General features: G+C 58.0%; 15 protein-coding genes. 3 read left to right on the top strand and 12 right to left on the bottom strand.

Translation table 11 applies throughout. The annotated features are described in order from the left end of the window. Nucleotides 1-16 precede the first annotated feature (16 nt). Entirely contained in the window at nucleotides 17-1153 is a 1137-nt protein-coding gene (gene dnaN, locus Q1A00_RS00325) for a DNA polymerase III subunit beta (RefSeq protein ID WP_299754713.1), read from the bottom strand. A gap of 257 nt (nucleotides 1154-1410) precedes the next feature. Between dnaN and Q1A00_RS00320 the strand changes: the two genes are divergently transcribed. The 3 genes from Q1A00_RS00320 (at nucleotide 1411) to Q1A00_RS00310 (ending at nucleotide 3985) form a co-directional block, all read left to right on the top strand. Continuing rightward, nucleotides 1411-2235 (top strand): 6-carboxytetrahydropterin synthase, encoded by an 825-nt coding sequence (locus tag Q1A00_RS00320; RefSeq protein ID WP_298401366.1) that lies wholly within the window; start codon nucleotides 1411-1413, stop codon nucleotides 2233-2235. Between the two features lie 80 nt (nucleotides 2236-2315). Further along, nucleotides 2316-2999, top strand: a complete 684-nt coding sequence (folE, locus tag Q1A00_RS00315; protein WP_298401364.1) for a GTP cyclohydrolase I FolE — start codon at nucleotides 2316-2318, stop codon at nucleotides 2997-2999. 290 nt (nucleotides 3000-3289) lie between these two features. Beyond that, a complete protein-coding gene (locus Q1A00_RS00310) occupies nucleotides 3290-3985 on the top strand; it encodes an SDR family NAD(P)-dependent oxidoreductase (RefSeq protein WP_298401362.1) in 696 nt (231 codons plus the stop codon). 117 nt (nucleotides 3986-4102) lie between these two features. On the opposite strand, the gene Q1A00_RS00305 is transcribed toward Q1A00_RS00310, so the two are convergent. The 11 genes from Q1A00_RS00305 to Q1A00_RS00255 form a co-directional block, all read right to left on the bottom strand. After that, nucleotides 4103-5764 (bottom strand): CHAT domain-containing protein, encoded by a 1662-nt coding sequence (locus Q1A00_RS00305; protein WP_298490268.1) that lies wholly within the window; start codon nucleotides 5762-5764, stop codon nucleotides 4103-4105. Between the two features lie 23 nt (nucleotides 5765-5787). Then, nucleotides 5788-6147, bottom strand: coding sequence for a hypothetical protein (locus Q1A00_RS00300; RefSeq protein ID WP_298401358.1), 360 nt, complete (start codon nucleotides 6145-6147; stop codon nucleotides 5788-5790). Next, on the bottom strand, nucleotides 6144-6455 hold the full coding sequence (locus tag Q1A00_RS00295) for a helix-turn-helix transcriptional regulator (RefSeq protein WP_298401355.1): 312 nt from the start codon (nucleotides 6453-6455) through the stop codon (nucleotides 6144-6146). The genes Q1A00_RS00300 and Q1A00_RS00295 overlap by 4 nt, the downstream gene beginning before the upstream one ends. A 279-nt stretch (nucleotides 6456-6734) precedes the next feature. Further along, the gene (locus tag Q1A00_RS00290; RefSeq protein ID WP_298401353.1) at nucleotides 6735-7757 is read right to left on the bottom strand and encodes a Gfo/Idh/MocA family oxidoreductase; all 1023 of its coding nucleotides are present in this window, start codon (nucleotides 7755-7757) and stop codon (nucleotides 6735-6737) included. Between the two features lie 204 nt (nucleotides 7758-7961). Then, entirely contained in the window at nucleotides 7962-9116 is a 1155-nt protein-coding gene (gene moeB / locus Q1A00_RS00285; protein ID WP_366144848.1) for a molybdopterin-synthase adenylyltransferase MoeB, read from the bottom strand. Next, nucleotides 9113-9397 carry a MoaD/ThiS family protein gene (locus Q1A00_RS00280; protein WP_298401351.1) on the bottom strand — a complete coding sequence of 95 codons (285 nt, stop codon included), beginning with the start codon at nucleotides 9395-9397 and terminating at the stop codon, nucleotides 9113-9115. The genes moeB and Q1A00_RS00280 overlap by 4 nt, the downstream gene beginning before the upstream one ends. Nucleotides 9398-9444: 47 nt before the next feature. Beyond that, nucleotides 9445-9921, bottom strand: a complete 477-nt coding sequence (locus tag Q1A00_RS00275) for a M67 family metallopeptidase (RefSeq protein WP_298401349.1) — start codon at nucleotides 9919-9921, stop codon at nucleotides 9445-9447. A 202-nt stretch (nucleotides 9922-10123) separates the two neighbouring features. After that, the gene (locus Q1A00_RS00270) at nucleotides 10124-11050 is read right to left on the bottom strand and encodes a PLP-dependent cysteine synthase family protein (RefSeq protein ID WP_298401348.1); all 927 of its coding nucleotides are present in this window, start codon (nucleotides 11048-11050) and stop codon (nucleotides 10124-10126) included. A gap of 158 nt (nucleotides 11051-11208) precedes the next feature. Further along, nucleotides 11209-11595 (bottom strand): iron-sulfur cluster assembly scaffold protein, encoded by a 387-nt coding sequence (locus Q1A00_RS00265; RefSeq protein ID WP_298401346.1) that lies wholly within the window; start codon nucleotides 11593-11595, stop codon nucleotides 11209-11211. A 94-nt stretch (nucleotides 11596-11689) separates the two neighbouring features. Beyond that, nucleotides 11690-12541, bottom strand: a complete 852-nt coding sequence (locus Q1A00_RS00260) for a sulfurtransferase (RefSeq protein WP_298401344.1) — start codon at nucleotides 12539-12541, stop codon at nucleotides 11690-11692. Nucleotides 12542-12615: 74 nt separating this feature from the next. After that, the gene (locus Q1A00_RS00255; protein WP_298401342.1) at nucleotides 12616-12930 is read right to left on the bottom strand and encodes a non-heme iron oxygenase ferredoxin subunit; all 315 of its coding nucleotides are present in this window, start codon (nucleotides 12928-12930) and stop codon (nucleotides 12616-12618) included. Between the last annotated feature and the right edge of the window lie 59 nt (nucleotides 12931-12989).

Here is a 12989-nt window from a genome sequence, read left to right as displayed (position 1 = left end):
GAAGCAGATTGTAACGCTACCGCATACTCATCGGCATCACGATATGAATATAGCCATCTTGCCCCACCGGCTTAAACACCGCCGGGCTTTGCGAACTCTGCATCTCGAAGGCGATCTGGTTCGAGCCAACCGCCGCAATCGCATCGGCCAAAAACTTCACATTGAGCGCGATCACGCCGCCTTCACCAGTCACGCTGCCGTCAAGCTCACTGGTATTATCGCCCAATTCGGCGGAATTGGCGCTCAGGATAACCTTGCCCGGCCCAAACTCGCCAGCCGGTTCGATCTTTAGCTTCACCACGTTCTGGCTAGCGCCGGCAAAGAATGACGCCAACTTCACCGCTTTGGCCAATTCGTTACTATCAAGCACGGTGCGCGTCAAGTATTGCTGCGGGATGATTCGCTCGAAATCGGGGAACCTCCCTTCAATTAAACGTGACACCACCTCAATATTTTCAGTATGGAACAGGACATGGCTACCACCCGGTGTATAGACCATCGCCACCTCAGCTTCAATATCGCTGATAATGCGGGCCAGTTCGGCGAGGGTGCGCGCCGGGATGAGACAATCAACAGCGTGAGCCATCGGCTCGGCCACGTGAATCGCGCGCATCGCCAAGCGGAAGCCATCGGCAGCGACTAGCGTGATCTGTTGGTCGCGGGTGCGCACCAGCACGCCGGTCAAAATCGGACGTGACTCATCAGAAGCAGCGGCAAACGCCACCTGCTCAATCGCCGCGCGCCATACTTCCGCCGGTAAGCTCACCAACGACGCGCGCACGCTCACCGTCGGCAGCGATGGAAACTCGTCAGCATCAACCCCTTTGATATTGCTGACAAAGCGCCCGCACTCGACGCGCAGCGTTTGTGTCTTCACATCAAGCATCAACGTCACTTTATCGTTTGGTAGGCCTCCCACAACGTCTGCCAACAACTTCGCCGGCACTGCTACCGCACCGTCTTGCAACACATGCGCGCCAATCCAGCGGTTAATGCCAACCTCAAGGTTAGTGGCAGTCAATTTCAAACGGCTTTCATCGGTCGAAAGCAATACATTCGCCAGCACCGGCAACGTCGAGCTTTTACCTGCGACGGCATGGCTCACCGCGGCCAGACCGCGCTTGAGATCATCCTGCATGCATGTGAGCTTCATTATCGCTCCTTAGAAGAGACCAGCACAACTGCGACGCTTATGCGCCGCCCACAATCCGGGTGTGGCGCATTATAGCATATCGCGTTCGCTTGTGGCAGCGCAAGCCGCGATCGGCCACCGGTACTGTGCAAAGGTTGTGCGTTTTTACCACGAACATCTTGACTTTTTTCAGAGCCATGGTACCGTTCTATAGGGAAGAGATTTTAGACCGCGATGGTTGACACAGCGATGGTCAACATTCGGAAGGGATTACTGTTATGGTTATTGCCACTCGTCGCTTTGAATTTTCAGCCGCTCACCGCTACTGGCGCGACGACTGGAGCGCTGCCGAGAACGAGCGCGTCTTTGGCCCGTACACCAGCCCGTATGGTCACGGCCACAATTATACCCTCGATGTTAGCATCACCGGCCAGCTCGACGAACGAACTGGCATGGTTATGAATATGACCGAACTTAAGGCAATCGTTAACGAGGTGCTGGAAGAGTTCGATCACAAGCATCTCAATTTCGATACGCCGTATTTTCGCGATCAGGTGCCGACGACCGAAAACTTCATCCGGGTGCTTTGGCGACTGATTGCCGCTCGCTTGCCGACCCATGCCCGGCTGGCACATCTGCGCCTCTACGAACAGCCCGATTTGTGGGCTGATTATGATGGGGTGGGCGAAACGCAATTCTCGCGCTTGTACACGTTTGCTTCCGCTCACCGGCTGCATGCGCCGGCTCTCAATGATGAAGAGAACCGTGAAATTTACGGCAAGTGCAACAATCCCAATGGGCACGGCCATAACTACACGCTCGAAGTGACCGTGCAAGGTGAGATTGACCCAGCCACCGGCATGCTGGTTGATATGGCATGGCTCGATCAAACGGTACATTCGGTGATCGACCCGCTGCACCTGCACCACCTCGACAACGAGATTGCCGCCTTCGCCAACCGGCCATCAACCGCTGAGAACATCATCATCTATCTCTGGAACGAACTCGCGCCGAGACTAGAAGGTCGCCTCGCCCTCTTGCGGCTGTGGGAGACGCGCAAGAATATCTTTAGCTACGCTGGTCCGACACTGGTTCAGGCCTGATGGTCTGTCTGCCTCATACAAGATTTCGCTCGGAAGCGCAACGGGTGGGCTTCTTATCACTGCAACGGAGAAACTTTCTTATGTCAAGTAATAGTAATGGCTATCATCCAGTCCACGATCACGATATTGACGAAGAGCATTACGGCAGCTTAATTATTCCGGGTCGCGGCAAACTTGAGGGCATGTCGTTCACCTCTGACCCACGGATCGAAGAAGCGGTACGTACTATCCTCAGCGCGATCGGTGAAATCCCTGACCGCGAGGGCTTGCAAAAGACGCCGTCGCGCGTAGCCAAGATGTACGCCGAACTGACCGCCGGTTATCATATTGATCCCAAGGCGTTAATTAACGACGCTATTTTCAGCGTTGCGTATGACGAGATGGTGATTGTGACGAATATCGATTATTACAGCCTGTGTGAACATCATATGCTGCCGTTCTTCGGCCAAGTACACGTTGCTTACATTCCAAATGGCAAAGTGGTGGGACTGAGCAAGATCCCGCGCATTGTCGAGATGTTTGCCCGTCGCTTGCAAGTGCAAGAGCGAATGACGGTGCAGATTGCCGATCTGATTAATGAGGCGCTCGAACCGGCGGGAGTGGCGGTGGTTGCTGAAGGGGTGCATATGTGCGGGGTGATGCGCGGCGTTAAAAAGGCGAATGCGCGCATGGTCACTTCGGCGATGCGCGGCGCCTTCCGCGAAGACCCGAAGACGCGGGCCGAGTTTATGGCCCACATTGACCGCAACCGGCAAGAGCGATAGGACAGGCACTGTCGAGTCGGACGGCTGTCCGGCTCCGTAAAGGGCGCAGAGGTTCAAACGCAAAGGCGCGAAGGGCGCAAAGAGCGCAACGGGAATTAATAATTTGTCGATTTTTGCCTGACTCGTCCTTGGATCTGGGCGCGTGGAGCGTTCCAGCACCTCCCCCCAGTGGGGGTGTGGGGGGAGGTTGGGAGGGGCCAAACGAGCAGAATCCTTCGCTGACAGGCTGCCGTGATCGAAGTGTTACGCCTTTGCGTTTGAACATTGCGTCTATTTAGAAGAAGAGAACTATGCGATCAATCCTGATTACCGGTGCATCACGCGGGATTGGCGCCGCCACTGCGCTGGCGTTGGCCCAACCCAACACCCGATTAACCCTCGCCGCGCGTAACCGGGAGGCACTTGAGGCAGTAGCGGCGCAAGCCATTGCCGCCGGCGCGGAATGCGTTGTTGCGCCATGCGATGTCACCGACCCAGAACAGGTTGCCGCGACGGTCGCGCTCGCTGCCGGCAATGGCCGGCTCGATGTGGCGGTGCATAGCGTCGGCGGGGCGCTGGTGGCGCCGCTTGAGGCAATCAGCTTCGCCGAGTGGGAAGAACACTTGCGGGTGCAGTTGACGAGCCTTTTTCTGGTGGCGCAGCAGGTCACTGCGCACATGGATCGCGGCGGCTTGCTGATCAATATTGCCTCAGTCGCCGCCCGCCAAGCCTTTCCGGGCTGGTCGGCGTATGTCGCCGCTAAGCACGGCGCGCTCGGCTTTGCCGCCGCTATCCGTGAAGAGCTGCGCCCGCGCGGGATCAGGGTCTGTTCGGTGTTGCCCGCCGCTACCGATACCGCGATCTGGGACGCTATCCCCGGCGAGTGGTCGCGGGCGAATATGTTGCAACCGGCTGATGTAGCTGCGACGATTGCAGCCATCGTTGCCTTGCCACCCTACGTGACAGTCGAGGATGTGACGATTGGGCATGTAGCCGGGCGGTTGTAAGAGCAGTTGGTATAACCGCGAAGCGATGCAAACAGCGCAACCTTAGGAACAATGTGGCCTCTTTGCGTCTCTTTGCGGCTATTCAATCAGCGCCATCGCCCCAAGCACCGATCACGCTTACGCCGCACTCACGTGGGTCACATCGCGGCTTAGCGAGCGCAGTCGTTCACGGATCTCGGCAAGGCCGTCGCTGAAGTGGGCCGTCACTTCGTGTTTACGGCGGACTGCCGCGATGACATCACCTTCCGCCACCAAGGCATTCATTGCGTCAAAGGCATCATTCAGTTGATTGAAGACAATGCGCAGCGTATCGATCAACCCGGCGCGCGTCGCAATGTGTTGTTGGAGCAGCGCATTGAGCTGCGCTTGCTCAGATGGCGCGAGCGCTCCCGCTAGTTGGTTCAACGCATTGCTCGCCACCTTGATGGTACGGCGCAACAACGCCTCTTCGTCGGCCCACGTTTCGCGGTCGTAAAGGTCTTTGAAATCGTTGTAGACGGTAGCGAATTCATCGCTGAAGCGGGCTGGATCGTTGGGCAACCGGCGCAAGCGGCTGCCATACTCGGCCAGCACGCTATAGCGCGTCTCCCATTCGCGTAACAGAGCTTCCAATTCGTCGATCAAGGACGTGCCCGCCGCTTGCCGCCGCGCGATGGTCAGCATCTGGCCAGCCGCCTCTGGCAGCGCCATTCCGGCTTGTAACGTCTGGTCGATTGGGAAGACAATAGCGGTGCAATCGACGGTGCGGCTCAACAGCGTTGCCGCGCCCCAGTCCCACCGTTCACTGACCATCGCCCGCGCCTCATTGAGGGCGAGATCAGCTTGGCCGTGGGCAAATAACCGCGCGAAGAAGTGCGCCATCAGTATGCGCGCAGTGGTCGCTTGCAGCCGTTCGCGCATCGCTAGCACCAGCGGCACGCCGGCTACAACCAACGCTTGCGCCAATGGGCCAAAGGAATCGAAGGCTGCGCGAGCGGCGCTCTCACAAGCAGCCAGCACAATCAATGGCGGCGGCGAAGCGAGCGTTGATACGGCTTTGACCAGTCGCGCCGTCGTCACTGGATCAACCTTGCCATCATCGCCTTCAAGGTAGAGCACCGCACCCGCCGGTGTCACCCGTCCATGGCAGAGCAGATACACCACATCAGCTTCCGCCCATGCCGCAGCAAGCGCGGCGAGCGTTGGCGATTGCGCGCCACTGATGAATGCGGTTACAGCGCATTCGGCGCGATCGAACAGTGATTGAGCGGCAGCTATATCAGCCTGATCCATCGGATCAAGCCCAAACGCCGGCAGGTTCGACGGCGAGGCGGCGCCAAACACGACCCGCAGCGGACGGCGGGCGGAGGGTTGCGGCCCGCCCCAGCGTTGCACAGGAATGAGGCGCGCAAACGGCGTATCGCCCAGCAACGCCAGCGGTTGCCACTGAGCGCCGACCGGTGCATAGAGCCGTTCCCATGCTATCTCGGACAATGCCGCTGGCGCCGGATCAAGATCGAGCCGCACACGTAGCAATTGCCCGCCAGCGCGCACAACCGCCAATGCTTCACCCACAAATTGGGCCAACGTTGGATCGGCCAAGAGACTCTGGCCTAATGCCAACCCATACGCATCAGGATCGGGGAGTGCCAGCAACGCGGTTTGATCGATCTGAGCTAACCCACCGACCCGCGGGCCATCAATGATCTCTAATTCAACGGCATACGCAGCCGGCGCTGCGCCGCCGCGCACCCGGATCAGCAATGTCTCTTGCGCGCCGCGCACACCAGTTAATAGCACGATGTTGCTCCGCTGCTTGGGGATTAGTGTGCCATACTGCCGGCTGCTGCCTCTTGCAGAGCCGTTAACGCATCAACCCCGCCTTGCCGGTAGGCCAGCCAAGGCATTGCCGGTTTCGGTTGCGCTTGCACTTCCGCCAGCGCCTGCTGCCACTGAGCCAGCTCCTCGGCCAGCGCTTGCGCCCACGTCGCCGGATCGGCGCTACGCAAACGGCGGCGCGCAGCCATTAACGCCGCCAACCGCCCTTCGTCATATTTAACACCGCCAGTCACGCGGCCATCGCGTTGCAACTGGCACCATGCCGCGCCGCCGGTGCTCGCCATGACTGCCTGTTCAGCAGCAGCTACCTGTCGTTCAAGGATTGCCATCAGCGATACAGTCATGACAATTGCTCCAGATATGCACGCAACCACGCGAGATTTTCAGGATTCACATAGTGACAGACCGCCGCGCCGTCATCGTAGGCATCGATCAGACCAGCCTCACGCAGCACACGCAAATGTTGGGAAATTGTTGACTGGGCGTGGGGACCATCATCGGGCATATGCAGGAGGATTTGATTGCCGATGCAGCCGGGATGACGCATCACGTAACGGAGAATTTGCACACGCGCAGGATGGCTGAGCGCCTTGCATAGCAGCGCCAAGCGCCGGTCGTCTTGCTCGAGGGCATGTTGGTACGCCGTGGCCATCGTTGGCCTCCTTTCCGCGTGTGCTTTACTGTACGACAGCGCAGGGGTATCTGTCAAGAGGATACATAGCCTCGCGTATGAATCGTTGCTGCAATTCGACCCATAAGTTGGCGTTCCAATAGTTGTTTTTTTCTTACCCCGCCGCCCGTTCAGCCGAGCAGTCTCCATATATTGAAAGACAAATTCTTTCCTCAATTCAGAAGCCAAAAAACGAAGGAGCGACTGACAAGCCGCTCCCTTCTCAGCTACAAGATCAACCGCATGAATTCCCCTCGTAGTTTACACCAACGCCCCCCGGATCGTATCGAGTACCTGCTGGATCGCCAACCCATCGGCAAACGTTGCCGCCGAAGCAATCGCTTCGCGCTGGCCAGCGAGCGCCGTCCGCAATGCGTGGCCGAGGTAGACCGTACCCTGCGGAAACTCACCATTCAATGTTGCCGGCAGCTCGACAGTATGCGGCGGGGTTACGTCGTGGAACGTGTCATCGCTACTGATGAACAACCTTCCACCACTGAAACGTAGGGTACCGGCACTGCCATAGACCGTCACCGAGAGCGGCTCATTCGTGCGCGCCACGACCATCGCCGTCAACGTTGCTACTGCACCACGGGCAAAACGCAGCGTCGCTGTAGTGTAGTCATCGCTCGTCACCGAGCGCAGAACGCCGGCAGCATCAGGCCGCTGCGTGATAAAGGTCTGCACCAATCCCTGCGCTTGCGTCACTTCATCAGCTAGGATGAAGCGCAACAGATCGATCTGATGTGAGCCAATCGCCCCCAACACGCCACCACCGGCAGCGCGATCGCTCCACCAATCCCACTGTCGTTGCGGATCAGCGCGCCCGCTTGCGATGAAGCGCACTTCAGCGGCACGCGCCTCACCAATATCGCCAGCCGCTAACCGCGCTCGCGCCGCCTGCACGGCTGGCAAGAAGCGCAGTTCGTGATCGATCAGGGCCAATTGGGCAGGGTGAGCCTGCGCCGCAGCCAGCATCGCCTCCGCCTCGGCGGCATTCAACGCGGTTGGCTTCTCACAGAGCACGTGCTTGCCGGCAGCCAATGCCGCTTCCGCCATTTCACGGTGCAAATATGGCGGCGTGACAATGCTCACCACCTGTACATCAGATCGCTCTAACACCTCGTGCCAATTGGCAGTTGCAAACGGAACTTCCAACTCGTGCGCGATCCGCGCGGTCTTGGCCGGATTACTACCGGCCAGCGCAGTCACCACCAACCCGGCAGCGCGAAACGCCGGCACTTGTACCCGCGCCCCCCAACCAGTGCCAATAATTCCGATCATAGTCTACTCCAATACCCTAAGGCGCAGAGCAAGCAAAGACGCAGAGGATAATCAAACGCAAAGGTGCAAAGCACGCAGAGGATAATCAAACGCAAAGGCGCAAAGCACGCAGAGGACGCAAAGCTATTGGATAGGGTCTGATAGGCGCACTTTTGCCCACCCCAAAACATCTTCGCGCCCTTGGCGCCTTTGCGACCTTGGCGTCTAATACTTCGGCAATGACGGATCGACCTCATCGGCCCAGCGCAGAATACCGCCAACGAGATTCTTGACTTTCCGAAAACCGACGCTCTTCAACAATTCGACTGCGCGGCCACTGCGCGCGCCACTGCGGCAGTAGACAACCATCTCGCGTGCCGAGTCAAGCTCGTTGATCCGTTCGGGCAACTGATCGATCGGGATCAACTTGTCGGTACCGGGAATTGAGGCAATCGCAACCTCATACGGGTTACGAACATCGAGCAAAAAGGGACGATCAGGCTGCTCTAGCCACTCGGCCAGTTCACGGGGTGTAATCTCAAATTGGTTCGACAACGTTGGCTCCTCTGGCACAAGACCACAAAACTGCTCATAGTCAATCAGCTCAGTGATTGTTGGCTGATCACCGCAGACCGGGCATGACGGGTTGCGGCGCAGCTTAAGCTCGCGGAAGCGCATCGCTAGCGCATCGTAGAGCAGCAACCGGCCAATCAACGGCTCGCCAATGCCTGTGAGCAATTTTATCACTTCTGTGGCCTGTATCGTACCAATGACGCCGGGCAATACTCCCAACACACCTCCCTCAGCGCAGCTTGGCACTAACCCCGGCGGCGGCGGCTCGGGGTAGAGACAGCGGTAACATGGCCCGCCATCGCGCGGCGAGAAGACCGTCGCTTGCCCTTCAAAGCGAAAGATACTACCGTAGACATTTGGCTTACCCAGCAGCACACAAGCGTCGTTGGTCAGATAACGAGTAGGGAAGTTATCAGTCCCATCAACGATTACGTCGTAGGGACGCATCAATTCCAGCGCATTTTGCGAGGTGATCCGGGTCTCATAGGTTGTAATTTCAATATATGGATTGAGATCGTGCAACCGGCGCTTGGCCGACTCGGTCTTGGCGATGCCAACGGTACTGGTGCCATGGACGATCTGGCGCTGAAGGTTCGAGGCGTCAACTACGTCAAAATCTACCAGCCCGATATGGCCGACCCCCGCCGCCGCTAAATAGAGCGCCAGCGGCGAACCCAGCCCGCCGGTGCCAATCAGCAGCACGCTGCCCTGTTTGAGCCGGCGCTGCCCGGCCATACCCACTTCGGGCATAATCAAGTGGCGCGAATACCGGGCAATCTCTTCGTTCGAGAGAGTCACCTCGCTCATGACCGTCCTCCCCCTGCGATGGCCGGAATAATACTCACCGTATCACCATCACGTAGCGGCGTGGCTTCCCCATCGAGGTAGCGAATGTCCTCATCACCAACATAAAGATTGACAAAGCTGCGCAGCCGGCCCTGATCATCGAGCAGATGGCGGCCCAGCGCCGGATACAGCTCAACAAGTCCGCGGATCAAGTTGCCGACGTCGCTGGCCTCAAGGCTGACGCTAGCATTGCCTGCCGCATACTGGCGCAGTGCCGTTGGGATCGTTACCGTTACTGCCATAGATGACGCTCCTTTATGTTCAAATCTATCGCCTGTTATGACATAGCTCATGCAGCCGGCGCGATCTGCACTTCTTCCGCAATAAAGCGTACCCCTTCATTCACCAACAGCCACGATGTCAGTTCAGCAGCCACGCCATTGCGAATCGCCTGAATCACAAATGAAAAGCCTGAACCACCAATTGCCTGCGCACCAATCCGGTCACGTTCCGACGGTATTGGATCGGCGTCAGGATGTGAGTGATAACAGCCGATAATCTCGTATCCGGCGGCGCGAGCAGCGCGTTCGGCGCGCAGATAATCGCGGGGGTCGAGATAGAACCGATCGCGCCGCGAGGTAGGATCATCGGTTGGTGCTAGTTGCACTTGCCCACTCCAGCGATTTTCGAGCGTCACCACCTGTAAAACCGTCTTCTGCTCGCCGTTGAGCGTTCCTACCAGCAAACCAACGCATTCGTCAGGATAGGTCGCTTCGGCATGGGCGACTATCGCCGCCACTGCCTTCGCCGGCAGTATCAGGGTCATAACCACCTTGCTCGTACTAGTTCAGAAAAAGAAGCCTAACGAAAGACCACATCGCGAGAGCGAAGACGCAGGAAACGCCAAGGGGAAACCGCAAAGTCACCAAGCGCACTGGGAATGCGAAGGGCAAGAAAAAGGGTGATAAGCATGCTCGTACCATCCAAATAACAGCTCTGCGTCCTTCACATACCTTGCGCCTTTGCGTTTAGATCCCAGCCCCTTCTGCAAACCCCGGCTCTTCCCAAAACCGTTCGCTAAGATAACGATTGGCGCTATCACACAGGATGGTCACCACCACCCCCTGCCCAGCTTCACGAGCCACTCGCGTTGCCGCGACCACATTGGCCGCCGCCGAGATACCGACTAACAAACCGGCCCGCCGCGCTAGCCAGCGCGCCATCGCAAACGCATCTTCGCTGCGCACTTCAAGGATAGCGTCAGCCTGTTCAGGCCGGTAGATCGCCGGCACAAACTTGGTAGAAGCCATGTGCTTCACGCCTTCGAGAGCATGGTACGGGCTATCAGGCTGCACGGCTATCAAGCGAATAGCCGGATTGTATTCGCGCAAACGCCGGCTGGTGCCCATAAAGGTGCCGCTGGTGCCCAATGCCGCCACAAAATGGGTGATGCGGCCATCAGTCTGTTGCCAGATCTCAGGCCCAGTCGTCTCGTAATGGGCTTGCGGGTTAGCCGGATTGCTGTACTGGTCGGGGTAGAAGTAACGATCAGGATGCTCGGCAACGAGCGCCCGAATCGTGGCAATCGCCGCATCCATACCCTCACCTGCATCGGTAAGGATGAGTTCAGCGCCGAGTGCGCGCAAAATCCGCCGCCGCTCTAGGCTAGCATTGGCCGGCATCGCGAGCGTCACTCCGTACCCCAACGCCGCGCCAATCGTAGCATACGCAATGCCGGTATTGCCACTCGTTGCATCGGCAATCCGCATCCCCGGACGCAACAGACCACGCCGCTCACCATCCCGAATCATCCAGAGCGCAGGCCGATCTTTTACCGAACCGCCGAGGTTGTACCATTCTGCCTTGCCGTACAGCTCTACTCCAGCAGGTAATTCAACCGCGCGGTGGAGCGGCAGCAGCGGCGTATGGCCGATCAGATCAAGGAGTTCTGTCATAAGGTTGGCTTGCTCTCACGTTCGCTGTTCGTGCATGGTGATGTGGACGTAATCCATCCGGCATTGTCTAGCGACGCCCTCGTTGTGAAGTGCGGCAGTTTCACTGCCGCATGCTATATATGATAGCCTTGCTTGCCGAATACCTCTGCGTGTAACCGTTACGTATCCGCCGGACGGTTAATCAGCCGGGCTACCGCCTTGAGCGCACTGAAGACCAGCGTTGCGCAGCGGGGCCGTGCTTGCATAATCTCAGCACCGACAATGTTCACCGCTGCCGCTTCCTCGAGCGCCAACAGATCGGCGAGCGTCGCCCCTTGCAATTGTTCCATCACAATCGAGGCCGTACCCATGCTGACACTACACCCTTGGCCGGTAAATTGCAGCGCCTCGAGGCGACCGTCCGGCGCAGCGCGTACATAGACGGTGAGCGTATCGCTGCACTCGGGCACACCAATGGTGTATGTCACCGCATCGGCCAGCTCGCCATAGTGGCGTGGCCGCCGGTAGTGGTCGAGTAGGCGATCAATGATGTCTACGTGAGTCATAGGCGTCAACGAATGCACGCATAAGGGAACGGATAAACGAGTGGTAACATGATAATTGCAACGAATTTATTCGTTCCCTTGCTCGTTGGCACCCCTACACGTTCTTCTCAATCGGCAGCCCGACGCTGTTCCCCCACTCCGTCCAGCTTCCATCGTAATTGCGCACGTTCGGGTAGCCGAGCAGGTAGGTCAATACAAACCACGTATGGCTGCTGCGCTCGCCGATCCGGCAGTAGGCGATCACCTCCTTGTCGGGGGTAATCCCTTGTGAGGCGTACAGCTCGCGCAGCTCATCAGGACTCTTGAAAGTGCTATCTTCGTTCACCGCCTTCGCCCACGGAATATTGACCGCAGTCGGGATGTGGCCGCCGCGCAGTGTGCCCTCTTGTGGATAGTCAGGCATGTGGGTGCGCTCACCGGTATACTCCTGCGGACTGCGCACATCAACCAGCGCTCCCTTGCGCTGGCGGACAAACTCCAGCACCTGATCGCGGAAAGCGCGGATGCGGGAGTCATCACGCGGCGGGGCAACGTAGTTGCCAAGCGGGTACGACGGCACCTCACGGGTGAGCGGGCGGCCTTCGGCAATCCATTTCGCCCGCCCGCCGTTCATGATCCGCACATCGTGGTGGCCGAACAGCTTGAAGACCCAGAACGCATACGTCGCCCACCAGTTGTGCTTGTCACCATAAAGTACGACGGTGGTGTCGTTACTGATGCCCTTAGCGCGCATGAGAGACGCAAACCGATCCGAGTCGAGATAATCGCGGATAACCGGATCATTCAAGTCCTGCACCCAGTCGATTTTGACAGCACCGGGAATGTGCCCGGTCTCGTACAATAGTAAATCCTCATCGCTCTCAACAATGCGAACATTAGGATCGTTTAGGTGATCGGCGACCCACTGGGTCTCGACCAGCGCTTCAGGATGGGCATAACCACTCATATCAACCTCCGCTTAGCCAGCAGCAGCTTCTTGATATTGCCATTGTAGTGCGTTTCGACATATTAGTCAAGTTCTTACTCTGAAAACTCAACAAATATCCGGCCATTGCGCACTTCACTACGATAGGTCGCCACCGGCATAAACGCTGGCAGCGTGCGCGGCTTGCCGGTACGCAGATCGAACAGCGAACCATGCATTGGACACTCAACACACAACTCATCAAGATCAACATCGCCTTCGCTCAACGAAGCTTCGTCGTGCGAACAGCGGTCATCGATCGCGTAGACTTCACCTTCCGCCACCCGAAAAACCGCAATCCGGCGGCCAGCAATCGTAAAAGCGCGCCCGCCCCCCACCGGTACCTCGTTGACATCGCACACATCAATCATGACTTGCTCCTCTATATACGGGCAGCGCGGCGTACTGACCCCCTCATCCTGCACCTACG

This window comes from uncultured Chloroflexus sp., from assembly GCF_938091255.1.
GTDB lineage: Bacteria > Chloroflexota > Chloroflexia > Chloroflexales > Chloroflexaceae > Chloroflexus.
The sequence above is the reverse complement of the archived record's forward strand: the minus strand, read 5'-3'. Positions and strand labels throughout refer to the sequence as shown.

Bases quoted from the DNA above. Each gene is read 5' to 3' on its own strand.
- Q1A00_RS00290 (WP_298401353.1), bottom strand. From the start codon at position 7,757: ATGATCGGAATTATTGGCACTGGTTGGGGGGCGCGGGTACAAGTGCCG.
- Q1A00_RS00270 (WP_298401348.1), bottom strand. From the start codon at position 11,050: ATGACAGAACTCCTTGATCTGATCGGCCATACGCCGCTGCTGCCGCTC.
- moeB (WP_366144848.1), bottom strand. From the start codon at position 9,116: ATGAGCGAGGTGACTCTCTCGAACGAAGAGATTGCCCGGTATTCGCGC.
- Q1A00_RS00280 (WP_298401351.1), bottom strand. From the start codon at position 9,397: ATGGCAGTAACGGTAACGATCCCAACGGCACTGCGCCAGTATGCGGCA.
- Q1A00_RS00310 (WP_298401362.1), top strand. From the start codon at position 3,290: ATGCGATCAATCCTGATTACCGGTGCATCACGCGGGATTGGCGCCGCC.
- dnaN (WP_299754713.1), bottom strand. From the start codon at position 1,153: ATGAAGCTCACATGCATGCAGGATGATCTCAAGCGCGGTCTGGCCGCG.
- folE (WP_298401364.1), top strand. From the start codon at position 2,316: ATGTCAAGTAATAGTAATGGCTATCATCCAGTCCACGATCACGATATT.
- Q1A00_RS00320 (WP_298401366.1), top strand. From the start codon at position 1,411: ATGGTTATTGCCACTCGTCGCTTTGAATTTTCAGCCGCTCACCGCTAC.
- Q1A00_RS00265 (WP_298401346.1), bottom strand. From the start codon at position 11,595: ATGACTCACGTAGACATCATTGATCGCCTACTCGACCACTACCGGCGG.
- Q1A00_RS00295 (WP_298401355.1), bottom strand. From the start codon at position 6,455: ATGGCCACGGCGTACCAACATGCCCTCGAGCAAGACGACCGGCGCTTG.
- Q1A00_RS00300 (WP_298401358.1), bottom strand. From the start codon at position 6,147: ATGACTGTATCGCTGATGGCAATCCTTGAACGACAGGTAGCTGCTGCT.
- Q1A00_RS00255 (WP_298401342.1), bottom strand. From the start codon at position 12,930: ATGATTGATGTGTGCGATGTCAACGAGGTACCGGTGGGGGGCGGGCGC.
- Q1A00_RS00275 (WP_298401349.1), bottom strand. From the start codon at position 9,921: ATGACCCTGATACTGCCGGCGAAGGCAGTGGCGGCGATAGTCGCCCAT.
- Q1A00_RS00260 (WP_298401344.1), bottom strand. From the start codon at position 12,541: ATGAGTGGTTATGCCCATCCTGAAGCGCTGGTCGAGACCCAGTGGGTC.